The organism is Giesbergeria sinuosa, from assembly GCF_042652905.1.
Lineage (GTDB): Bacteria > Pseudomonadota > Gammaproteobacteria > Burkholderiales > Burkholderiaceae_C > Simplicispira > Simplicispira sinuosa.
Genome location: NZ_JBHSHJ010000012.1, coordinates 27,090 through 49,641 on the forward strand (window position 1 = coordinate 27,090; position 22,552 = coordinate 49,641).

A 22,552-nucleotide genomic window follows, 5' to 3' on the forward strand; every position below is an offset into this window, starting at 1 on the left:
CGTGCATGTGCCTGCAAGGCAGCGTCTGGTCATAAGGTTGGGGGCGTCAGCCGCTACCATGCACGGCTTGACGCTGTGTCCTGAACGCCCAACTGCTGCCTATGCCCGCTTTTTCTTTTGAAGCCCTGGATGCCCAGGGCCAGACCCGCACTGGTGTGCTGGAGGCCGATACGGCCAAGGCTGCACGCAGCCAGTTGCGTGCCCAAGCTCTGGTGCCCTTGGCCGTGGCACTGGTGGAAGTCGGCTCTGTGGGTGGCAGTACGCCATCATGGAGCCAGCGGCTTTTGACCCGTCCGGTGTTTGATGCCACGGGTTTGGCGGTGTGGACGCGCCAATTGGCGGGATTGGTGGTGTCTGGTCTGCCGTTGGAGCGGGCACTCACCGCTTTGGCCGATGAGGCCGAAGACGAACGCCAGCACCACTTGCTGGCTGCTTTACGGGCCGAAGTGAATGCAGGCGCTAGCTTTGCCCGCGCTTTACAACAGCACCCACAGGAGTTTTCTGATATTTACAGTGCCGTCATTGGTGCGGGAGAAGCCAGTGGCAGCCTAGGGCTGGTGCTGGAACGTCTGGCCGATGATCTGGAAGAACGCCAAGCCTTGCGCGCCAAGCTGATGGGGGCTGCACTCTATCCCGCCATCGTGACCTTGTTGGCCCTGGTAATTGTGCTGTTTTTAGTGACCTATGTTGTGCCCCAGGTAGCGAGCGTGTTTGCTGGCACCAAACGGGCTTTGCCCTTTCTCACGGTGGCCATGTTGGCTTTGAGTAGCGCAGTGCGCCAGTACGGTGGGGCATTGCTACTGGTGCTGCTTTTGGGGGCTGTAGGTTGGCGCTGGATGCTGGCGGGGGAGGTATTCCGACAAAAGGTAGATGCGGCTTGGTTGCAATTGCCTTTGTTGGGGCGCTTGGCACGCAGTTATAACGCCGCTCGTTTTGCCAGCACCTTGGCTATGTTGGCTGGTGCGGGAGTTCCCATTTTGAAGGCTTTGCAGGCGGCGGCAGAGACACTGAACAACCGCGCTATGCGCGCCGATGCACTGGAGGCGCTGGTGCTGGTGCGTGAGGGTGCGCCGTTGGCGTCGGCATTGGCCCAGAAAAAGCGTTTTCCGGGGTTGGTAGCCATGTTTGCCCGGTTGGGTGAGCAGACGGGGCAGTTGCCTCTAATGCTGCAACGGGCAGCCCAGCAACTCTCTGCCGAGGTGCAGCGCCGTTCCATGCAGTTAGCCACCATCTTGGAGCCTGTGCTGATTGTGACGATGGGGCTGGTGGTGATGCTGATTGTGCTGGCCGTGCTATTGCCCATCATTCAACTCAACCAATTTGTCAAATAACTGTTGCTAAGCCATGAGTGCCTCTTTGCAAAACCAGTTGGTGGTCGCTATTTCTTCGCGGGCCTTGTTTGATTTTGAGGAGGAAAACACGGTTTTTGACCGTGATAACGATGCCGCTTACCGGGCCTTGCAGCGCGAGCGCCTAGAGGTGGCCGCATCCCCAGGGGTCGCTTTTTCGCTGGTGCGCAAGCTGCTGGCTTTTAATACACCAGAGCAGGCACGGGTCGAGGTGGTGCTGTTGTCGCGCAATGATCCCGTCAGTGGTTTGCGGGTGTTCCGTTCTTGCCAAGCCCACGGGTTACCCAGTGTGCAGCGTGGTGTTTTTACCCAAGGGCGTGAGCCTTTCGGTTATTTACGGCCTTTGGGGGCACATTTGTTTTTGTCTGCCAATGAGGCCGATGTGCGCCAGGCGCTGCACTTGGGCTACCCTGCTGCACGGGTGTTGACTGAATCAGCCCAAGCAGGCAACGCCCATCCGCAAGAAGTGCGTATTGCGTTTGATGGTGATGCCGTGCTGTTCTCAGACGAGGCCGAGCGCGTGTTTCAAGCCCAAGGACTCGATGCCTTTCAGCGCCACGAGAGCGACAAAGCGGCCCAGCCTTTGCCCGAAGGCCCATTCAAGCCCTTGCTGGCCGCCTTGCACCGCTTGCAGCAGGCCAGCGGCAGCAGTGGGATGCGCTTACGCACGGCCTTGGTCACAGCACGCAGCGCCCCGGCGCACGAACGCGCCATCCGCACCCTGATGGATTGGAACATTGCCGTAGATGAAGCCATGTTTTTGGGCGGCCTGCCCAAGGGCGAATTTTTGCGTGAGTTTGAACCGGATTTTTTCTTTGATGACCAAACCGGCCATGTGACCTCTGCGGCTCGCCATGTACCAGCAGGCCATGTCAGTAGTGGGATTGCCAACGTGCCGTGACCCAGGCACTCAGGGCCACTACAGCCCCCCAGTGCGCTTGACCTTGGGGTCGGAGTAGGTCAGGTCGGCATCGTTCTTGGCTTGCAAGGCCATACGCTCTTGCAAGGTCATTTTGTTGATCTCTTGGGCCATCTCGATGGCGGTGCCACTGGCTCGCCACATGGACTGGATAAAGTCCAGTAACTGCTTGTAAATGGGCTCTGGCTCCGGTTCTGGAGGCAGCTCCTGCACCAGTTTTTTCTCTTCTGGTGTTGTCCAGTCGCGGTTAGGCCCATCGGTGTCGGAGGGCTTGTCGGGTGTTTTGACGATGGCCCCCTCACCGAGCCGATCCATCGATTCAACTGGGTTGGGATTGTTGATGGGGCGCACGGGCACGGCCCCGGACGCGCCGGTGGTAGACAGATCAGAGCTGATCGTGCGCCACGATGGTGATCGGTCAACGGGAGGAATTTGCATGGCGATGCCCCGTAGCAATGATGGGTAAAAACCGGCGGCCCCACAGAAGGCTTTATCGCCGTCTCGTATTGCTATAACGGCAGATCATCGCAAAAATGAAGCCTTTTTTCAGGATGTCCCCATTTTCATCCAGCAGGTAGCAAATTGCACTCCTTTTGGAGTGCCTACTCAGGAGAAACTCGAGCCACAGCCACAAGTGGTGGTGGCATTGGGGTTTTTGATGACGAACTGTGCGCCTTGCAAGTCTTCTTTGTAGTCGATCTCGGCACCCACCAGATATTGGTAGCTCATGGCATCAATCAGCAGCGAGACGCCATTCTTGGTCATAGTGGTGTCGTCGTCATTGACGATTTCATCAAAGGTGAAACCATACTGAAAACCCGAGCAGCCACCACCTTGCACAAATACACGCAGTTTGAGGTCGGGGTTGCCTTCTTCGGCGATCAGGTCGGCTACTTTGGCGGCGGCACTGTCGGTAAAGAGGATGGGTGCGGGCATTTCTTCGGTTTGGGGGGCTTGGGCTACAGCACTCATGGGGAATCTCCGGGATTTTGGGAACGCACCCAAATACTACTTAAAAACAGTCGGCCATTCAGGCGGACGGCACTTGCCATCCATCTGCCTAGGGTCATTACTGAGACCCCACCAACAACAAAGCCGCCCTAGGCGAACCTTGGGCGGCTTGGGTAGCAGGCAAAAAAGCGGATTAACGCTTGGAGAACTGCTTGGCGCGGCGTGCAGAACGCAGACCGACCTTCTTACGCTCGACTTCACGGGCGTCACGAGTGACGAAACCAGCTTGGCTCAGTGCGGGCTTGAGCGTGGCATCGTAGTCGATCAGGGCGCGGGTGATGCCGTGGCGGGTAGCACCGGCTTGGCCGGATTCACCACCACCGTGGACATTGACTTGCACGTCGAAGGTCTCGACATGGTTGGTCAGTACCAGCGGTTGCTTGGCAATCATGATGGAGGTTTCGCGACCGAAGTAGGCTTGGACGTCCTTGCCGTTGATCGTGATTTTGCCAGTGCCTTTTTTCAGGAATACACGGGCTACGCTGGATTTGCGACGGCCAGTGCCGTTGTTCCATTCACCAATCATCTCGGCTCCTTAGATTTCCAGCACTTTGGGCTGTTGGGCGCTGTGCGGATGCTCGGCACCGCCATACACCTTCAGCTTTTTGATCATGGCATAGCCCAGTGGGCCCTTGGGCAACATGCCCTTGACAGCCTTCTCCAGTGCGCGGCCAGGGAACTTGGCTTGCAGGTCACGGAAGTTGGTGGCTGTGATGCCGCCGGGGTAGCCAGAGTGGCGGTAGTACACCTTGTCCAGGTTCTTGGTACCGGTGACCTTGAGCTTGGCAGCGTTGATGATGACGATGAAGTCACCAGTATCGATGTGAGGTGTGTAAATGGCTTTGTGTTTGCCGCGCAGACGGAGGGCAACTTCGCTGGCTACCCGTCCGAGCACCTTATCGGTGGCGTCAATCACAAACCACTCGTGCTGCACGTCAGCGGGCTTGGCGCTGAAAGTTTTCATGCTGTGTTTCTTTCGAGGGTTTGACCAGCCTGAACAGGGGCTGGCGTCCTGGGGACTCTTTTCCACGGTCGGTGTTTCTCTGGAGGAAACCTCTTAGGTGGTATAGGCAAAGCAGGTGTTGAACCACTGATTACCCTTCGCCGCGGAGTCGCGCAAACGCTGCGAAGCCCGCGATTATATAGCGCAGGCTATTTGACGGGTAGTCTTAATTGGATGAACGTACTTCCAGCGGCTCCATCTGCTTGCGAAACTCCACACAGGCGGGCAAATTGACAAAAGCGGGTTGGCGGCACTCCCGGCGCAGGCACATGCTGCGGGTTAATACACCGCTGTCTTCGCACAACGCTGGCGCAGGCTTGGGGGGGCTGGGGGCGTGGGTTACAGGGGCTTCTGCCGCCGGGGCTGTTGGGGCTGGGGCCGGTGTGGTAGTTGCAGTGGCCGTGGCTGTGCTGGTGGGCTTGCGGTTGGGAGGCGGTTTGGGCGGGGCGTTTTGCGACAGTGCCCGTGGGTCGGTTTTCTCAACAAAGGCTGGCGCTGGGCCTTCTGGCAGCACTTCGGCGGTGGGGACTGCTGGTTCAGGCGGGGGCGCTGGCGTGGTGGTTGGAGCGGGCGTGGGAACGGGGTCTGCCTTCTCGGTGATGATGTCTTCGACGGGGGCTGTGGCCTTGGCTGGGCTGCGGCTTGCATACGCTCCGATCCCGGCAGTCACTGCCACCGCCACCGCAGCCACGGCCGCCCATATTACCCAGCGGCGCCCAGCCTTGGTAGGGGCCGCAGCTGGTGTGCTGGTGGTGTGGGGGCGCCGTGAGGCCCGCTCGGGCCAACTCGACTCCAGCCCGATAGGTTCGGGGGGCATCTCTTGGATGAGGGTGTCTGGCCCATGCATGAGCAGGGTGTCCTGCACGTCCTCTAGCAAGATGGTGTCGCCAGCATCGGCCATTGGGCGGCTGTGCGAGGAGGTTGCGGGGGCGGGGATTGGGCCGGCGCTGACGGCCTTGGGTGAAGACAGGTCTACCGTTGGAATTGGGCCGGCGTTGGGCTGGTCGGTGGGCTCCACCCAAATGTCTCCCAAAGCGGCCCGAAAGTCAAAGGCACCCAGTGGGGCTGGGGCAGTTGTCATCTCCAGCAGTTGCAGCAAGGCATCGATGCTTTGGGGCCTGTCTTGTGGGCGCAGTGCCAAGGCTTGCGTGATGCCATTGACGAAGGCCGGTGAGTAGACCTGACCAAACTGTTGCCCCACAGTACGGGCTACACGGGCAAAGGGCACCATGCGGTCACGAATGGCCCGCAGGGTGGATGGCTCGGGCATGTCATTGCACAGGCACCCATAGACCACGGCGGCCAGTGAGTACAGATCGCTCCACGGGCCTTGCGGCAGGTCGGCATCTCCGCTGGCATATTGTTCAATGGGCGCGTAGTTGACCTTGAGTACGGCGGTGTGCTTGCGCTCACGGTCGTTGATGGCGTGGCGTGCTGCGCCAAGGTCTAGCAGCACTGGGGGGCCAGCATCTTGCAAGAAGATGTTGTCGGGCGAGATGTCACGGTGCAGCGTGTGCCCCTCATGCAGTGTGCGCAGGGCGCCCAATACCGACCACAGCACTTGGCGCAGCCAAGCCTCGGAGGGGGGGGCACGCATTTGTAATCGTGCTTGCTTGAAAGTCATGCCGCTGTACAGCGGCATGACCATGTAGGCGGTATGGTGGGCCTCCCAGAAGCGAAACACCTTGACCAATGAAGGGTGGTCAAATTGGGCCAGCATCCGCGCCTCTCCCATGAAGGAGCGTAGCCCGGCTTCAAAGGCGGGCACATCGGCCAGCGCCCGCACTGCCACAGACAGATCTTGCGCACGCCCTGCCAACGCTGCAGGCATGTATTCCTTGATCGCCACAGAGCGGTGCAGGGAGTGGTCGAAGGCTTGGTACACCATGCCAAAACCACCCACGCCCAGCAGCGCAAGAATCTCGAACTCACCCAAGCGTGTCCCCGGGGGCAAAGCATCCGCATGGTAAATGGCGGATACGGGGGTGCTGGGGGAGGGTTCGGACATGGTGGCGGCTACCAGAGGGCAAAAGAAAAGGGCATCAAGAACAATCAGCGCAGATGCCGTAAAAAAGCGCCATCATCCATGATAACGATGAAAAAATGCTGATCCAGCGCAGTGATCGTTACCATAGGGCCATGTTCAGTTATCGCCATGCCTTCCACGCAGGCAACCATGCCGATGTGCTCAAGCACACTGTGCTGATTGCCGCCCTGCAACACCTGACCGAAAAAGAGGCCGCCCTGATGGTGCTGGACACCCACGCGGGTGCGGGCCTGTACCGTCTTGATGGAGATTACGCCAAAACCAGCGCCGAGGCTGCCGATGGTATCCAACGCTTGACGGTGCCGGGTGCGGCCCATGTGCCATTGGCTCCGGCATTGCAGTCCTATATCGATTTGGTACGTTCTTTTAACGCGGGTGCCAGCACCAAGATCTATCCGGGTTCGCCTTTCATCATCCAGCGGCTGCTGCGCAGCCACGACAAACTCAAACTGTTTGAGTTGCACCCCTCAGACATGCGTGCCTTGGTGGGCAATGTGGCCCAACTGGAGGCAGGCCGCCAGGTGGCTGTGCTGCACGAAGACGGTTTTGAAGGGGTGAAGAAGTTTTTGCCCCCACCATCGCGGCGTGCGCTGGTGTTGTGCGATCCGAGTTACGAGATCAAGACCGATTATGGCAAGGTGCTCGATATGGTGCAGGATGGTCTCAAGCGTTTTGCTACGGGCACCTATGCGATTTGGTATCCGATCATTCCACGCCCCGAAGCGCATGATTTGCCCCGGCGCCTCAAGACGATGGCCCAGAAGGCGGGCAAGAGTTGGCTGCACGCCACACTCACTGTCAAGTCCAGCAAAATCACCGAAACCCTAGAAGGTCAGAGCAAACGCCCAGGCTTGCCAGCCAGTGGTATGTTTTTGATCAACCCACCCTACACGCTGAAAGAAACGTTGAAGGAGGCGTTGCCGCAAATGGTGCAGTGGTTGGGGCAAGACCGCAATGCTGCCCACACCTTAGAGTCGGGCAGCTAGAGGTGGGCCGCTTAGTCTGACTCCGGTGGTGGACAAGTGCTATCGTCGTCGGGCAAGGTATGCAGGGTCACAGGCTTGGTGCCAAGCTGAACCATGCCCAAGGCTTCAGCCGCCGCGCGGCTGATATCGATGACACGCTTGCCACCATGTGGCCCCCGGTCATTGATGCGCACGACGACCTCACGCCCGGTGAGGGCGCTGCGCACACACACCCTGGAGCCAAAGGGCAGGGTGGGGTGGGCCGCCGTGAAATCGTGCATGTCGAATAATTCGCCACTGGCGGTGCGTTTCTTATGCTGTTTGGCGCCGTACCAAGAGGCCAAGCCATATTCCTGCGGAAACTGCAAATCTACTTGGGGCAAGCCGGTAGCTTCTGGTGCCGTTTTGCCTGTGCTGTCGGTGCCGATGAGATCGCTTTGCACCGGCACGACCAATGCTCCAGCGTCAGGCACCTTGAGGCCTAGAGCCGGGGGCGGTGGGGTGGTGGTGGCGCTGGGGGAGTCTTCCTCCGGCGGCGGTGGCGTGGTGGAGTCGTTGGCGCTGGCGATGCCTGCTCCCAGCGTCAGTAAAGCATAGATCAGCAGTTGCACGGGGCGACACCGCCACCATCGGATAGTTGGCAACAGGGACATGCGCCAGGGCCTTTCCAAAAAAGCAGGGGCGCTGATGGTAGCGCAGTGGATAGGTGCCCCATACCCAGAAAAAATCCCGCACAAGGCGGGATGGACAGGCCAACAGTGGGGGGCTTAGAAGCGCCAGCCCAGACCGATGCCGAACAGTACGGGATCGACCTTGAATTCACCCACATTCTTGCCAAAAGAGGACACATCGGTACGGATTTGCACCTTTTTCACGTCCAAATTCAGGTACAGATTGTTGCCCAGTGGAATATCAACACCGGCTTGAATAGCCAAGCCCCAGCTGTTCTTGTCTACCGAGGGGTTGAGGGCGGCGGCCACCGTAGGCGCGAAGTTCACACTCGACAGGCGGGTGTAATTGACACCAGCGCCCACATAGGGCTTGATCTTGCCCAGATCGGTAAAGTGGTACTGTGCTGTCAGGGTGGGAGGCAGGTGCTTGAAGGAGCCGATAGCACCACCATTGGAGTACAAGGTGTGTTTTTGTGGCACGGTCAGGATCAACTCGACAGCCAGATTTTTGGTGTAGAAGTAAGTGAAATCAACTTCTGGCAGCCACTTGTTGTTGACGGACAGGCCCAGAGGTGTCGAGTCGCCGTTGCTGCTGTCCAGATGCACAGCACGGGCACGCACCATCCAGGAGCCTTCGGTGATTGGTTGTGCAAACGCGGAGGACGACAACACGGTACCCAGCAGGGCGGCGACCAGGGTAGTTTTTTTCATGAAGGAAATCCGGAAAAACCAGGGAACATTCCCTAGGCTGGATTGGAAAACGCTACGCCCGGATGGTGCTTGACATGCGTCAAGCACCATGCTGGCTGGGTAAAAAAACATCACTGTGCTAGGCCGAGGCGCTGGCAAATTTCCAGTGTGGCTGTGCTTTGGTTCATGGTGTAAAAGTGCAAAGCAGGTGCCCCGCCTTGGCGCAGTTGTTCGCACAATTGGGCGACTACATCCAAGCCAAAGGCTTTGATGCTGGCGGTATCGTCGCCATAGGATTGCAGGCGCAGGCGAATCCAACGTGGCACCTCTGCCCCGCAGCTATCGGCAAAGCGCAAGATGCCGCTGGAGTTGATGATGGGCATGATGCCTGGCACCACGGGTATGTCAGCGCCTAGCCGGTGTGCGTCATCGACAAAGCGGAAATAGGCATCGGTATTGAAAAAGAATTGTGTGATTGCCGAATTGGCCCCGGCCTTGACTTTGGCCACATAGGCTTGCAAGTCGGCTTCTGGGGATTTGGCTTGTGGGTGCATCTCGGGGTAGGCTGCTACCTCCAAGTGGAAGTGGTCGCCGGTTTCGGCGCGGATGAAAGCCACCAGATCGGCGGCATAGCGAAATTCACCCATACCACCGTAGCCGCTGGGCAAATCGCCGCGCAAGGCCACTAAGCGCCGCAGTCCCATCGATTGGAACAGGGCCAGCTTTTCGCGCACCGAGTCGCGCGAAGCGCCCACACAGGTGAAATGCGAAGCGCCTTGTTGGCCCTCGTCTAAGATGGCCTGTACGGTTTGCAGCGTGCCGTCTTGTGTCGAGCCGCCCGCGCCGTAGGTGACGGAGCAGAACTCGGGCCGCAGTGCATACAGTTGCTGGCGCACGGCACGCAGCTTCTCAGCCCCCTCGGGAGTTTTGGGTGGGAAAAATTCCACACTCAGCGGCAATGCGCTAACAGCAGAAGAAAGGGGTTTGGATGCGCTCATGCCGCCCTCCGAGCAGAAATAAAGAATTCGCGGTTGCCATCACCGCCAGCAATCGGGCTATCTAGCCACGTTTGCACTGGCAACCCAGCACTGGCGCAAGCCTCGCGGAGGCGCTGCTCCACCACCGGATAGAGGCTGGCATCGCGCACAATGCCACCCTTGCCCACTTGGCCGGGTTGCAGTTCAAATTGCGGTTTGACCAACATCAGCAGCGTGCCACCGGGAGCCAGCAAGGGCACCAAGGCCGGTAGCACCAAGGTTAAAGAGATAAACGACAAATCACCCGTGATGAAGTCAAACTCCGGCGTGATGTTGACGTCTTCTAGCCCAGCACGGCGACGGTGTTGCACCGGCAGCGTGCCCGCTTGACGGGCTTGCTGTTTGGCGGCCCGCTCGGCTTTGAAGGCTTCGATATCGTGCTCTTTGGCATCATCGCTGTCGTCGTAGGCTTCATCGACCACACCGCCATTGCGCATCCAGCTGTACGGGGCCACGGGCTGGGTGTCGTTGTCTTCGGGGTCTTCTTCCACCACTTCAGACAGCGCCAATTCGCAGGCCGCTTGCAGGCTCTCGGCGGTCAGGTGGCGGGCGTTCAGCCCTTCCACACAGACCACCCGCGCATCTTGGCGCAGGCGCTCATGCAACTGGCCGTGGCCCACGTCCACGCCAATCACTTGGGCTGCGCCTTGTTGCAGCAGGCAATCGGTAAAGCCGCCGGTGCTTTGGCCTACATCCAAGCAGCGCAGCCCGGCCACGGAAAAGCCCGTGGCGGCCAGCGCCCCTTCGAGTTTGAGACCACCGCGCGAGATGTATTTGGCCTCGGCGCTATCGAGTAACCGCAACTCGGCCATGACTGGGATTTCATCGCCGTTTTTGGCCACTTTTTGCCACGGCGCAAAGGACGACAAGCGCCACTCCACCCCGGCTGCAATCAGCCGCTGCGCTTGCGAGCGCGTGGCGGCATGGCCTTTTTCTACCAAAAAAACATCTGCACGCATAGCGGGTCACACTCTCTGGTTGGCTTAGTAGCGGTAGCTGTCGGCCTTGTAGGGGCCGTTTTTCGGTACGCCAATATAGGCGGCTTGGGCATCGGTCAGCTCGGTGAGCATGGCACCCACTTTTTTCAGGTGCAGGCGGGCCACTTTTTCGTCCAAATGCTTGGGCAACACATAGACCTTACCGGCTTGGTATTGCTCGGGCTTGGTGAACAGCTCAATTTGGGCGATGGTTTGGTTGGCAAACGAGGCGCTCATGACAAAGCTGGGGTGGCCGGTGGCGCAGCCCAAATTGACCAAACGGCCCTTGGCCAGCAGGATGATTTTCTTGCCATCGGGGAACTTGATGTGGTCTACCTGCGGCTTGATTTCTTCCCACTCGTATTGCTCAATCGAGGCCACATCGATTTCGTTGTCAAAGTGGCCGATGTTGCAGACGATGGCTTGGTCTTTCATCGCCACCATGTGTTCGTGGCGAATCACATCGCGGTTGCCGGTGGTGGTGACGAAGATGTCGGCCTTATCGGCGGCGTATTCCATCGTGACCACTTTGTAGCCTTCCATCGCGGCTTGCAGGGCGTTGATGGGGTCAATCTCGGTCACCCAGACTTGGGCGCTCAGGGCGCGCAGGGCTTGGGCGCTGCCCTTGCCCACATCGCCATAACCGGCCACACAGGCGACTTTGCCGGCAATCATCACATCGGTGGCGCGTTTGATGCCGTCCACCAAGGATTCGCGGCAGCCGTAGAGGTTGTCAAACTTGCTCTTGGTGACGGAGTCGTTGACGTTGATGGCGCGGAACAGCAGCGTGCCCTTGGCCGACATCTCGTTCAGGCGGTGGACGCCGGTGGTGGTTTCTTCGGTCACGCCGATGATGTCAGCCGACTTACGGGTGTACCAAGTGGCATCTACCGCCAGTTTGGCGCGGATGGCGGCAAACAGGATGGTTTCTTCTTCGCTGGTGGGCTTGTCCAAAACGGACAGGTCTTTCTCGGCGCGCTGGCCCAAGTGCATCAGCATGGTGGCATCGCCGCCATCGTCCAAAATCATGTTCGGGCCTTCGCCGGGGGTGCCGGCTGCGCCAAACTCAAAAATGCGGTGGGTGTAGTCCCAGTAGTCTTTGAGCGATTCACCTTTGACAGCAAACACGGGCGTACCACCATCGGCAATGGCAGCGGCGGCGTGGTCTTGGGTGCTGAAGATGTTGCACGAGGCCCAACGCACTTGTGCGCCCAGTGCTTCCAACGTTTGAATCAGCACCGCCGTTTGAATGGTCATGTGCAAGCTACCGGTGATGCGCGCGCCCTTGAGGGGCTGGCTGGCGGCAAATTCTTCGCGGATGGCCATCAGGCCGGGCATTTCGGTCTCGGCAATGCGAATTTCTTTGTGGCCCCAAGCGGCCAAGGTGATGTCGGCAATCGCGCAATCGGCGTTGGCAAAGGTGGAAGAAGGTGCATTCATGGGCGGCTCCAAACAGGGGTGAACAAACCACTGGCCGACACGGAAATTGCAGAAAAGAAAAGCTCACCGCACCGGAAGTGGATGAGCGTCGTTGCTAGGGTGGGTTCCGAGCCTCACGCCCCGCTGTGCTGGGGGCGCTGCAACGCTCCTCGGAAGTGGCCGATTATACGGAGTTGGCAGACAGCACAGTGGTGGCTGGGGGTTTGGGGGGAGCCAGCAAATGATCCACCAGCGCCACCATGCTGGTATGGGTTTGGACACCGGCGGGCCATTCGGGGGGCAGCGGTGCGCTGGGGTCTACTCCGGCGGCTTGGCCGGTGCAAACCAAGTGCAGAATGCCATGCACAGCGGCACCTGCCTGCATGTGTGACAAGCAACTGCCAATAATGCACACTTTGTCTGGGTCGACACCATAACGCTCGCAAATCTGCTCTAGCAGGCCCGGAGCGGGTTTGCGGCAATGACAACCTTCATCGGGGGCGTGGGGGCAATAAAACACCGCGTCAATGCGCCCTCCTACAGCGGCCAGTTGTTTGTGCATGGCCGCATGCACTGCATTGAGCGTGACCATGTCGAACAGGCCACGCCCCAGCCCTGGCTGATTGGCAGCCACTACCACATGCCAGCCCGCATGGTTGAGTCGGGCAATGGCATCCAAAGCGCCGGGCAGGGGTTTCCAGTCAGCAGGGGACGTGATGAACTCATCCTCGCCCAAGGCGTTGATGGTGCCGTCACGGTCAAGAATGGCGAGTTTCATGGGCCAGATTATGGGAGCAAAGCCGCAGGTGTGGTAGCTGCTGGCGCTGTGGGGGCAAGCACCTGCCAACCCGTGATAAACAAGCCTCTATGGCGTCCCTGCGCCCATTGCAACAGTAATGTGGTTTGCCCAGGTTGCCATTGGGCCGCCTGTGGATCGTCGATCAGCACCTGTTGCAAAGGCTCTAGGTTGGCGATGCGCAATACCAGCTCGGTGCCACCGGTGCTGCGCAGATTGGGAAGTTTGGCATGGCTGCCCAAGACTTGTGCTTGCACCGGGGCCAAGGGTTGCAAGCCTTGTAGGTTGTAGGGCCGCCACAGCAAGGCTGCACAGCCCACCAAACAAACGGCAACCCACAACCCCAACAGCATGCGTTGCACGGTGTGCCAGCCCCAGCGCCGCCGCACCAGCCACAGGCCGAGCGTTAGCACCAGCAAGGCCAACAATGGCCCAGCCAACTGCCAGAGCATGGCCGACAAGGGCTGCGCCCCAGCAAAGGGTGACAGTGGTAGCGCGGTGATGGTTGGGCCGCGCCCTTCTTGCCATTGCAACAGCCAGCGCAATCCGGCCAACAGTGCAGGGGGCGCAAACAGCCACCATGCTATGCGTTGCTGTGCCGTCAATGCCATGCCTGTTTTGCCCTCAAGCGGCCAAACGTGACAAGTCGGCCACGCGGTTCATGGCTTCGTGCAGGGTTTTGAGCAGACCTTGGCGGTTCAGGCGCAGATCCAGCTCTTCTGCATTGACCATCACATCATCAAAGAAGGCATCGACAGGTGCGCGCAGCACGGCCAGCGTCTGTAGGCTGGTGGTGTAGTCGCCCGCATCAAATTGCGCATTGGCCTCGGGCACAAAGCGTTGCAAGGCAGCAAACAAGTCTTGTTCTGCTTGCTCTTGCAATAGTGCCGGGTTGACATGGGCATCGACTTCGCCGGCCTTCTTCAAAATGTTGCCTACGCGCTTGTTGGCAGCGGCCAAAGCGGGGGCTTCGGGCAGGGCGGCAAAGGCGCGCACAGCCTCGAGGCGCTTGGCGACTTCGGCCAGACGTTGCGGGCGCAGGGCCAGCACGGCTTCCACCTCTTGGGCGCGGTAGCCTTGCTCGCGCAAGGAGCCTGCCAGACGGTCATAGATAAAGTCGGCCAGAGCCGGGGTGGCGTCTTGGATTTTGTCGCCAAAGGCCGGAACGGCGCTGGCCAGCAGTGTGCCCAAGTCTAACGGCAGGTCTTTTTCCACCAACATGCGAATCACGCCCAAGGCATGGCGGCGCAGCGCGAACGGGTCGCGGTCGCCGGTGGGCAGGTTGCCAATGCCAAACATACCGACCAAGGTTTCGAGCTTGTCGGCCAGCGCCACCACCACGCCGGTGGTGTTGCGTGGCAAGGTATCGCCGGCAAAACGGGGCTTGTAGTGGTCTTCAATGGCATCGGCCACGTCGGTGCTCAAGCCATCGTTGAGGGCATAGTAGCGGCCCATAATGCCTTGCAGTTCGGGGAACTCGCCCACCATGTCGGTCACCAGGTCGGTTTTAGCCAACAAGGCGGCTTGGTCTATCCACTGGGGCAGGGCGGCATCGCCCAAAGCTTGGGCAATGGCATGGGCAATGGCGCGCACGCGCTGCACGCGCTCGCCTTGGGTGCCGAGTTTGTTGTGGTACACCACTTTGCCCAAAGATTCCACGCGCGAGGCCAGCGTCTTTTTGCGGTCTTGGTCAAAGAAGAATTTGGCATCGGCCAGACGGGGCCGCACCACGCGCTCGTTGCCACCCACCACGGCGCTGGCGTCTTCGGGGCTGATGTTGCTGACCACCAAAAACTGGTTGGTGAGCTTGCCCGCAGCATCCAGCAGTGGGAAGTATTTTTGGTTTGCCTTCATTGTGAGGATCAGGCATTCCTGCGGCACGTCGAGGAATTCTGCTTCAAACTGGCATACCAGCACGTTGGGGCGCTCCACCAGCGCCGTGACTTCATCCAGCAAGGCGGCATCGTCAATGGGGCGCACGCCGTTGCCGATGCGCTCGGCTGCTGCGGCCAGTTGGCGGGCGATGTTGGCGCGGCGCTCGGTGAAGCTGGCAATCACAGCGCCATCGCGCGCCAAGGTGGTGGCGTAGCTGTCGGCGTCTGGAATTGCCACGGGCGACACAGTGGCTTCAAAACGGTGCCCTTGGGTACTGTGACCTGCCTGCAAGCCCAGCGCCTTGACGGGCACCACGGTGCTGCCATGCAGTGCCACCAAGCCGTGGGCTGGGCGCACAAAATGCACGCTGCTCCAGCCAGGCAGCTCGCAGTCGCGCTCCAATTGGTAGGTCATGACTTTGGGAATAGGCAGCTTGGCAATGGCTTCATCCAAGGCTTTTTGCAGGCCGATGTCCAACGTGGCCCCAGTGACAAGGCTGTGATAGAACAAGGCTTCGGTTTTGCCATCGGGAGCGCGGTGCAAGCTGGCTGCCACGGCAGCGGGGTCGGTGGGGTCAATGTCGGCCCCGATGGCGGCCAGTTTTTTCAGCAAGGCGGGGGTGGCATGGCCTTGGGCATCCAGACCCACGGCCACGGGCATCAGCTTGACTTGCACGGGCTTGTCTTCGGCCTTGAGCCAAATGTGGCTGATGTGCGCAGCCAAGCGGCGTGGCGAGGCATAGGGCGTGACCACGGTGTCGGCAGAGGTCAGTCCTTGGGCTTGGAGTTGCTCAAACAACAGGCCCGCAAAGGCATCGCCCAGCTTTTGCAGGGCTTTGGGGGGCAGTTCTTCGACAAAGAGTTCGACGAGCAGGTTTTGTGTGGTCATGTTGGGGTTCTCCCGTCTTCAGGCGGATTTTTTCTGGATTTGTGCGACCCACTCGCGCGGGGCCATCGGAAAGCCCAGGCGTTCACGGCTTTCGTAGTAGCTTTGCGCCACGGCCCGTGCCAAGTTGCGGATGCGACCAATGTAGGCGGCGCGCTCGGTCACGCTGATGGCACCGCGTGCATCCAGCAGGTTAAAGCTGTGTGCGGCCTTGAGCACTTGCTCGTAGGCGGGCAGGGCGAGTTGCTGCTCCATCAGGTATTGGGCCTGCTTTTCGTGGGCATTGAAGGCGGTAAACAGAAAATCGGCGTCGGAGTGCTCAAAGTTGTAGGTGGACTGCTCGACTTCGTTTTGGTGGTACACATCACCATATTTGAGGGTGTCTGTCCATTGCAGGTTGTAGACGTTGTCTACGCCTTGCAGGTACATCGCCAGACGCTCAAGGCCGTAGGTGATCTCGCCAGTGGCGGGTTTGCAGTCTATGCCGCCCACTTGCTGGAAGTAGGTGAACTGCGTCACTTCCATGCCATTGAGCCAGACTTCCCAGCCCAAGCCCCAAGCGCCCAGCGTGGGGTTTTCCCAATCGTCTTCCACAAAACGGATGTCGTTCTTTTGGAGGTCAAAGCCCAGCGCCTCTAGGCTGCCCAGATACAGCTCCAAAATGTTGGCGGGTGCGGGTTTGAGCACTACTTGGTACTGGTAGTAGTGCTGCAGGCGGTTGGGGTTGTTGCCATAGCGGCCATCTTTGGGGCGGCGGCTGGGTTGCACATACGCTGCCTTCCAAGGTTCGGGGCCAACGGCGCGCAAAAAGGTGGCGGTGTGCGAGGTGCCAGCGCCCACTTCCATGTCGTAGGGTTGCAGGAGTGCGCAGCCCTGGGCATCCCAGTAGGACTGCAACTTCAAGATGATTTGCTGGAAGGTCAACATGGCTTTGAGAGGCCCGCTGGCGGGGCCAGGGCCGGGCAATAAGAAAGGGTAAAAAGGCGCGCGAGGGTGGTGCCACCGCGTGTGTGCAGCCCATGATTTTAGGGGGCGGGTGATACGGGCGCAGATTGCGCGGCTTGCAGCAACAAAGGCCAGCACCCTTTGGGGGTGCTGGCCTTGTCAAATGGCACATTCGGGGCGTGTTGCCCTTTGGCCTGCTCACCTTCCAAACAACTGCTTGGAAGGGACGCAACATCCTATCTTGGAAGATCAGTATTCCCAGAAGATACGTTGCAATTCTTTGCTGTCATTGGTTTTGGTCAGGGCCACCATCGCCAAGATGCGGGCTTTTTGGGGACGCAAATCGTGGGCAACAACCCAGTCGTATTTGTCGTCAGGTTGCTCGGCATTGCGCAGCACAAAGCCGTCGGGCACGCGGGCCGAGCGCACAATTTGTACGCCTTGGGCGCGCAGAGCCTTGAGCGAGTCCACCGCTTGTGCAGCCACCGAGCCATTGCCGGTGCCAGCGTGTACCAGCGCCTTCACGCCGGCTTTGCCATAAGCTTCAATGCCAGTGGTGTTCATGTTGCTGTAGCCAAAGACAATATCTACCGCAGGCAGGGCTTTGATGTCGTCGATGTTGAATTCAGACGTCATGGTGTGGCGCTTGACCGGGGCGCGGAACCAGTAGTTCTTGCCCTCTACCACCATGCCCAGCGGCCCCCATTGGCTCTTGAAGGCTTCGGTCTTGATGTTGATGCTCTTGCTCACATCACGGCCACTCTGAATCTCGTCGTTCATCGTGACCAGCACGCCCTTGCCTGTGGCATCCTTGCTGGCAGCCACGCTCACGGCGTCATACAGGTTGAGCGCGCCATCTGCCGACAAAGCCGTGCCGGGACGCATGGAGCCCACCACCACAATCGGTTTGGTGGTGCGCACTACCAAGTTCAGGAAGTAGGCGGTTTCTTCCAGCGTATCAGTGCCGTGGGTGATGACGATGCCATCCACATCGGCCTGCTTGCTCAGAGCAGAGACACGTTGGCCCAGCTTGAGCAGATGCTCGTTGGTAAAGCTCTCGGAGGCAATCTGGAACACTTGTTCACCAGAGACCTTGGCAACGCTGCTCAACTCAGGCAGGCCCGCCAGCAGTTTGTCTACGGGGACTTTGGCGGCTGCATAGGTGGCGCTATTGGCTGCCGATGCGCCTGCACCAGCAATAGTGCCGCCGGTAGCCAGCACAACCACATGGGGTTTGGCGGCTTGGGCCATTGCAACGGCAGACATGGCAGACAGCACGACGCCAGCAAACCAGCGGCGCGAGATGGGAGAGGAAATGTGCATGAGTAAGCTTTCCAGATGATGGTTCAGGCCCCGCCGGTTGGGCGGATGACCCCTGTCCGCCTGTTGGGCGGTACACCATCTTATGAGAAATTGGTACCCACATAGATCAGAAATTGGTTGAATTTTGATGAACCTATCGTTTACCCCGAGCCCATGAGGCTGGGCTTGTGGCCAAAAAGCAAAAAGCCTGCCTGCACCGTGGTGCGCAGGCAGGCCATAACAGGAGCGACCGCAAAGGCTGAGTGAGCGGTTTATGGCTCCCAGCGGCGCAGCACCAAACTGGCGTTGGTGCCACCAAAGCCAAAGCTGTTGGACAGAGCAGTGCGGATGGGTGCGTTGCGCGTGACGGTGACCAGCGGCATACCCTCGGCGGCAGGCTCCAAGGTCTCGACGTTGGCAGAACCAGCGATAAAGCCGTCTTGCAGCATCAACAGGCAGTAAATGGCCTCTTGCACCCCGGTAGCGCCCAACGAATGCCCGGTGAGCGACTTGGTGGACGAAAACGGCGGAATGGCATCGCCAAACACAGCGCGGATGGCCCGCAGTTCAGGCACATCACCCACTGGGGTGGAAGTGCCGTGGGTGTTGATGTAATCAATCGGGCCATCCAAGCCCTCAATGGCTTGGCGCATACAGGCAATGGCACCCTCGCCCGAGGGGGCTACCATGTCTTCGCCATCCGAAGTGGCACCAAAACCGACCACTTCGCCCAAAATGGTCGCGCCACGGGCCAAAGCATGGTCTAGACTTTCCAACACCACCGCGCCGCCACCTCCAGCGATGACAAAGCCATCGCGGTGGGCATCGTAGGCGCGCGAGGCTTTCTCGGGGGTTTCGTTGTACTTGCTGGACATGGCACCCATGCCATCAAACAGCAAGGCCATGCCCCAGCTCAGTTCTTCGCCACCACCAGCAAACATCACATCCTGCATCCCCCAAGCAATTTGCTGCGCGGCTGCGCCAATGCAATGGGCCGACGTGCTGCAAGCCGAGGTGATGGAGTAGTTGATGCCCTTGATGGCAAAATTGGTCGACAAGCAGGCCGACACGGTAGAACTCATGCAGCGTGTGACCTGGTAAGGCCCGACGCGGCGGATGCCCTTGCTGCGCAGCACATCGGCGGCTTCGATTTGGTTGGCAGGAGAGCCACCGCCCGAACCCATAATCAAGCCGGTGCGCGGGTGCGAGACTTGCGCGGGTGTGAGGCCCGCTTGGGCAATGGCGTCTTGCAAAGAGATGTGCGCGTAGGCTGCTGCATCACCCATAAAACGCAATTGCTTACGGTCGATGCGTTCTTCGAGGTTGATGTGCGGAATGCCTGCCACTTGGGTGCGCAGCCCCAACTCGGTAAAGGCGGGCATCGCGCGAATGCCAGAGCGGCTCTCGCGCAGGGATTGCACGACTGTGGCCCGGTCGTTGCCAATGCACGAGACAATGCCCGTGCCTGTGATGACTACCCGTTTTTTGCTCATGCTGCGGTCTCCTTGCCCTCGCCCTCACGCATGAACAACCCTACGCGCAGGTCGTTGGCGACATAAATTTCTTTGCCATCGGCCAACAGACGGGCATCGCCAATGGCCATATTCAGCTTGCGCTTGATCACGCGCTTGATGTCGATTTCGTAGGTGACCAATTTGACATCTGGCCCGACTTCGCCGGTGAACTTGACTTCACCTGCACCCAAGGCACGACCCCGGCCCGGCAGTTGCAGCCAAGTGAGGTAAAAGCCAATCAATTGCCACATCGCATCCAGCCCCAAGCAGCCGGGCATGACCGGATCGCCTTGGAAGTGGCAGGCAAAGAACCACAGATCGGGTTTGACGTCCAACTCGGCCACGATGCGGCCCAGTCCGTGGGCGCCGCCATCGGCATCGATATGGGTGATGCGGTCGAACATCAGCATAGGGGGCAGCGGCAGACGGCCACTGTCGGGGCTGAACAGCCGTCCTTCGCCCGAGGCAATCAGTTGTTCATAGGAAAAGGAATCTGCCATGTTCAATCGTGCTCCACAACAGCGGCCATGCCGCTTCGGTTTCTCTGCTTTGTAGTCCGCCTGCGGGCGGTGTCAACCCTCCATTATCCCGCCAGTGAGGGCCTTGTGGCAGACCGTTGTGTGCGCCATGCCAGCAACAGTACCAGAGTAGCCCCTGCCCACAGGGGCCACAAGCCCCAACGTGCCGCCCAGAAGGCATAGGGCGTGGGGGGGCCATCACGCCCTTGCACCTGTGCGGTCAGTATGGTGCGCGTCAGGCGTGGCACTTGGTATGTGACTTTGCCTCGGTGGTCAATGACGGCGGTGGCGCCGGTGTTGGTTGCACGCACCATGGGACGCTCAAACTCTAGCGCCCGCATTCGACTGATGTGTAAATGTTGGTCGATGGCTAGGCTGTCACCAAACCAAGCAATGTTGCTGAAGTTGACAAAAATTGTGGGTGCCTGGGTGGGGTGGGCAAAGCGGGCGGCCAGTTCTTCGCCAAACAAGTCTTCGTAGCAGATATTGGGGGCAATGCGTTGCCCGCGCCAGTGCATGGGCAGTTGGGCCAACGCGCCCCGGTTGAAGTCCCCCAATGGGATGTTCATCATCTCGGTAAACCACTTGAACAGTGGCGGGATAAATTCGCCAAAAGGCACCAGATGGTGTTTATCGTAGCGGTAAGCGGTCTGTTGCCCAAGCTGCCAGCCAATCACCGAGTTGGTATAGCCTTGGCGCATATCTCCCAGCGGGATGCCCAACAAGGCTGCTTGTGCCCCAGAGCGGTAGTGTTGCTCTAGCCCCTCCAGATAGCCAGGTAGCAATTGCTGTGGCAGCAAGGGGATGGCCGTTTCTGGGGCAATCACCAGGTCTGCCTGAGCACTCTTCAGAGCGCGGGCATACCAACGTAGTGCCAATGGCACGCCGCTGCCGGGCTGAAATTTTTCATCTTGGGGAATGTTGCCTTGCAAGAGGGCCAAGGTGATAGGGGGGGGCTGTGGCGCTGAGGTGGATGCACACAGATCGATGGCGCAATCGCGTTGCCAATGCAGCAGGCCCAGCCCACCGAGCAGAGCCAATCCGAGCAGCCAGGCACGAAGGCGGTGCAGGTCGGTGCGTTGGGTCTGCACCATCAGCATGCCCACTGCCGCCGTCACAAAGCCAATGCCATACACCCCTACTGTGCGCGCTAGCGCGGCCAGTGGGCCGTCTACATGGGCATAACCGCTAGCACCCCAGGGAAAGCCTGTCCACCAAGTGCCACGGGCCAATTCTGCTAAAAGCCAGACGCTGCCAAAGGCGAGTGCTGTCAGCCCTCGGTGCTGGCGTGGTGCCAATTGGGCAAACAGGGCCAGTGCCCCAGCATAGTAGCTGGCTAAAAAACCGGCCAGTGCCAGCACGGCCAACACGGCCAATGGCGCTGCCAATCCGCCATAGGTGTGCATAGAAATAAACAACCACCAAAAGGTGCCTGCCAGCCATGTGGTTGCAAAAATGCCCCCGTACCGTGCGGCCTGACGCCAAGGCACAGGCGGGCGCACTAGCCAAGCCAATACGGCGATGGATGCCAGTTGCAACCACCACAAAGGTTGACCACTGCCTGGCCAAGCCAGCGAAGCCGCCTGTGCCCCGCCTGCACACAGGGCCAATGCCCCCCGAACCCACGGGTTTGCTGTCCGTGCTGTCGTTGGCGCTATCACGGGAGAGTGGGTGGCGTTGCTGCCGGAGTGACTTTCAACCAGCGCACAGCCCCACCGCGGGTGTGCAGCACAGAAAATTGCAGGCCTGACAACTGCATTTGCTCTCCGCGCCGAGGGGCATGGCCCATTTCGTGGGCGATCAGGCCACCGATGGTCTCAAAACTCAGGGCCGTATCGGTGCTGCACAATGCCACCCCTAGGGCTTCGGTCAACCGTGCAATGGGGGTGTCGCCACTGATGCGGTGAGTTTTGTCGGGCAGGGTGAGGATATCGCCCTGGTCTTCGGGCAGATCGAACTCGTCTTCGATCTCGCCCACAATTTGTTCCAGCACGTCTTCAATGGTGATGAGCCCAGCAACCCGGCCAAACTCATCGATGACGACGGCCATGTGGTTGCGATTGCCACGAAACTCACGCAGGAGATCGTTGAGCCCCTTGCTTTCGGGCACAAACATGGCCGGACGCAGTAGATCACGCACAGACAGTTGTGGGCTGTGCTGCAATTTGAGCAGGTCTTTGGCAATCAGGATACCAACGATGTTTTCGCGTTCGCCTTGGTACACCGGAAAACGAGAGTGTCCGGCTCCGATGATGGTGGGCAGCAGTGCATCCAGCGAGGCATCGACTGAAAGCATATCCATGCGTGGTGCTGGCACCATCACATCGCCTGCGCGTACATCGGTCAGGCCAATGACGCGCTCAAGCATCAGGCGCACTTCGGCATCGATCAGCGCATTGCTCTCGGCTTCGGTCAGGACTTCCAGCAGCTCAGCCCTGGAGTCTGGCCCAGGGTGAATAAACTCGACCAGCTTTTGCAGGAAAGTGCGTTTTTCTTCCCTGTCGGGCCAACGCGCAGAGTGTGGATCAGACACAGCCTTGGATGCAGGACGTGCAGTAGTGGAAGGAGTGGGTAGGATACCGGATGGCTGCCGTCTCGGGTATCTTTTGGTGGGTGTTTCTCCCACCGT

The 22,552-nt window shown here is 59.5% G+C and carries 22 protein-coding genes and 1 riboswitch; of the genes, 3 read left to right on the forward strand and 19 right to left on the reverse strand.

Going from position 1 to position 22,552, the window contains the following annotated elements:
• Positions 1 to 101: 101 nt before the first annotated feature.
• Together gspF and ACFO6X_RS13200 are read left to right on the forward strand one after the other, a co-directional pair.
• The gene (gene gspF, locus ACFO6X_RS13195; protein WP_382433807.1) at positions 102 to 1,331 is read left to right on the forward strand and encodes a type II secretion system inner membrane protein GspF; all 1,230 of its coding nucleotides are present in this window, start codon (positions 102 to 104) and stop codon (positions 1,329 to 1,331) included.
• A 13-nt stretch (positions 1,332 to 1,344) separates the two neighbouring features.
• Entirely contained in the window at positions 1,345 to 2,250 is a 906-nt protein-coding gene (locus tag ACFO6X_RS13200; protein ID WP_382433809.1) for a 5'-nucleotidase, read from the forward strand.
• Between the two features lie 18 nt (positions 2,251 to 2,268).
• Here ACFO6X_RS13200 and ACFO6X_RS13205 read toward each other — a convergent pair whose 3' ends face one another.
• From ACFO6X_RS13205 to ACFO6X_RS13225, 5 genes are all read right to left on the reverse strand, one after another.
• The gene (locus ACFO6X_RS13205; RefSeq protein WP_382433811.1) at positions 2,269 to 2,706 is read right to left on the reverse strand and encodes a hypothetical protein; all 438 of its coding nucleotides are present in this window, start codon (positions 2,704 to 2,706) and stop codon (positions 2,269 to 2,271) included.
• Positions 2,707 to 2,874: 168 nt separating this feature from the next.
• Complete coding sequence (gene erpA / locus ACFO6X_RS13210; protein ID WP_382433813.1) at positions 2,875 to 3,240, reverse strand: iron-sulfur cluster insertion protein ErpA; 366 nt, start codon at positions 3,238 to 3,240, stop codon at positions 2,875 to 2,877.
• Between the two features lie 172 nt (positions 3,241 to 3,412).
• Positions 3,413 to 3,805, reverse strand: a complete 393-nt coding sequence (rpsI, locus tag ACFO6X_RS13215; RefSeq protein WP_382433815.1) for a 30S ribosomal protein S9 — start codon at positions 3,803 to 3,805, stop codon at positions 3,413 to 3,415.
• A gap of 9 nt (positions 3,806 to 3,814) precedes the next feature.
• On the reverse strand, positions 3,815 to 4,243 hold the full coding sequence (gene rplM, locus ACFO6X_RS13220; protein ID WP_091458541.1) for a 50S ribosomal protein L13: 429 nt from the start codon (positions 4,241 to 4,243) through the stop codon (positions 3,815 to 3,817).
• A gap of 205 nt (positions 4,244 to 4,448) precedes the next feature.
• Positions 4,449 to 6,290, reverse strand: coding sequence for a serine/threonine protein kinase (locus ACFO6X_RS13225; RefSeq protein WP_382433817.1), 1,842 nt, complete (start codon positions 6,288 to 6,290; stop codon positions 4,449 to 4,451).
• A 131-nt stretch (positions 6,291 to 6,421) separates the two neighbouring features.
• On the opposite strand from ACFO6X_RS13225, the gene ACFO6X_RS13230 reads away from it, so the two are divergent.
• A complete protein-coding gene (locus ACFO6X_RS13230; RefSeq protein ID WP_382433819.1) occupies positions 6,422 to 7,315 on the forward strand; it encodes a 23S rRNA (adenine(2030)-N(6))-methyltransferase RlmJ in 894 nt (297 codons plus the stop codon).
• Between the two features lie 11 nt (positions 7,316 to 7,326).
• Here ACFO6X_RS13230 and ACFO6X_RS13235 read toward each other — a convergent pair whose 3' ends face one another.
• The 14 genes from ACFO6X_RS13235 to ACFO6X_RS13300 all read right to left on the reverse strand — a co-directional run bounded on the left by ACFO6X_RS13235 (position 7,327) and on the right by ACFO6X_RS13300 (position 22,456).
• A complete protein-coding gene (locus ACFO6X_RS13235) occupies positions 7,327 to 7,947 on the reverse strand; it encodes a septal ring lytic transglycosylase RlpA family protein (RefSeq protein WP_382433821.1) in 621 nt (206 codons plus the stop codon).
• A gap of 114 nt (positions 7,948 to 8,061) precedes the next feature.
• Positions 8,062 to 8,676 carry an OmpW/AlkL family protein gene (locus ACFO6X_RS13240; protein WP_382433823.1) on the reverse strand — a complete coding sequence of 205 codons (615 nt, stop codon included), beginning with the start codon at positions 8,674 to 8,676 and terminating at the stop codon, positions 8,062 to 8,064.
• Between the two features lie 110 nt (positions 8,677 to 8,786).
• Positions 8,787 to 9,653: a methylenetetrahydrofolate reductase [NAD(P)H] gene (gene metF, locus ACFO6X_RS13245; protein ID WP_382433825.1), complete on the reverse strand. Its 867-nt coding sequence runs from the start codon at positions 9,651 to 9,653 to the stop codon at positions 8,787 to 8,789.
• Entirely contained in the window at positions 9,650 to 10,651 is a 1,002-nt protein-coding gene (locus tag ACFO6X_RS13250) for a TlyA family RNA methyltransferase (RefSeq protein WP_382433827.1), read from the reverse strand. The genes metF and ACFO6X_RS13250 overlap by 4 nt, the downstream gene beginning before the upstream one ends.
• A gap of 24 nt (positions 10,652 to 10,675) precedes the next feature.
• Positions 10,676 to 12,109, reverse strand: coding sequence for an adenosylhomocysteinase (gene ahcY / locus ACFO6X_RS13255; RefSeq protein ID WP_382433829.1), 1,434 nt, complete (start codon positions 12,107 to 12,109; stop codon positions 10,676 to 10,678).
• 76 nt (positions 12,110 to 12,185) lie between these two features.
• A riboswitch (S-adenosyl-L-homocysteine riboswitch) is annotated at positions 12,186 to 12,266 on the reverse strand.
• 6 nt (positions 12,267 to 12,272) lie between these two features.
• On the reverse strand, positions 12,273 to 12,866 hold the full coding sequence (gene gmhB, locus ACFO6X_RS13260; protein WP_382433831.1) for a D-glycero-beta-D-manno-heptose 1,7-bisphosphate 7-phosphatase: 594 nt from the start codon (positions 12,864 to 12,866) through the stop codon (positions 12,273 to 12,275).
• 8 nt (positions 12,867 to 12,874) lie between these two features.
• Positions 12,875 to 13,495: a hypothetical protein gene (locus ACFO6X_RS13265; RefSeq protein ID WP_382433833.1), complete on the reverse strand. Its 621-nt coding sequence runs from the start codon at positions 13,493 to 13,495 to the stop codon at positions 12,875 to 12,877.
• 13 nt (positions 13,496 to 13,508) lie between these two features.
• Positions 13,509 to 15,647, reverse strand: a complete 2,139-nt coding sequence (glyS, locus tag ACFO6X_RS13270; RefSeq protein ID WP_382433835.1) for a glycine--tRNA ligase subunit beta — start codon at positions 15,645 to 15,647, stop codon at positions 13,509 to 13,511.
• A gap of 18 nt (positions 15,648 to 15,665) precedes the next feature.
• Positions 15,666 to 16,571 carry a glycine--tRNA ligase subunit alpha gene (gene glyQ / locus ACFO6X_RS13275; RefSeq protein WP_382433837.1) on the reverse strand — a complete coding sequence of 302 codons (906 nt, stop codon included), beginning with the start codon at positions 16,569 to 16,571 and terminating at the stop codon, positions 15,666 to 15,668.
• Positions 16,572 to 16,838: 267 nt separating this feature from the next.
• The gene (locus tag ACFO6X_RS13280; protein WP_382433839.1) at positions 16,839 to 17,912 is read right to left on the reverse strand and encodes a type II asparaginase; all 1,074 of its coding nucleotides are present in this window, start codon (positions 17,910 to 17,912) and stop codon (positions 16,839 to 16,841) included.
• Between the two features lie 251 nt (positions 17,913 to 18,163).
• The gene (gene fabB, locus ACFO6X_RS13285) at positions 18,164 to 19,384 is read right to left on the reverse strand and encodes a beta-ketoacyl-ACP synthase I (RefSeq protein WP_382433841.1); all 1,221 of its coding nucleotides are present in this window, start codon (positions 19,382 to 19,384) and stop codon (positions 18,164 to 18,166) included.
• A complete protein-coding gene (fabA, locus tag ACFO6X_RS13290) occupies positions 19,381 to 19,905 on the reverse strand; it encodes a bifunctional 3-hydroxydecanoyl-ACP dehydratase/trans-2-decenoyl-ACP isomerase (RefSeq protein ID WP_382433843.1) in 525 nt (174 codons plus the stop codon). The genes fabB and fabA overlap by 4 nt, the downstream gene beginning before the upstream one ends.
• Before the next feature lie 83 nt (positions 19,906 to 19,988).
• On the reverse strand, positions 19,989 to 21,584 hold the full coding sequence (lnt, locus tag ACFO6X_RS13295) for an apolipoprotein N-acyltransferase (protein ID WP_382433845.1): 1,596 nt from the start codon (positions 21,582 to 21,584) through the stop codon (positions 19,989 to 19,991).
• Positions 21,581 to 22,456 carry an HlyC/CorC family transporter gene (locus tag ACFO6X_RS13300; RefSeq protein ID WP_382433847.1) on the reverse strand — a complete coding sequence of 292 codons (876 nt, stop codon included), beginning with the start codon at positions 22,454 to 22,456 and terminating at the stop codon, positions 21,581 to 21,583. The genes lnt and ACFO6X_RS13300 overlap by 4 nt, the downstream gene beginning before the upstream one ends.
• Positions 22,457 to 22,552: the final 96 nt, after the last annotated feature.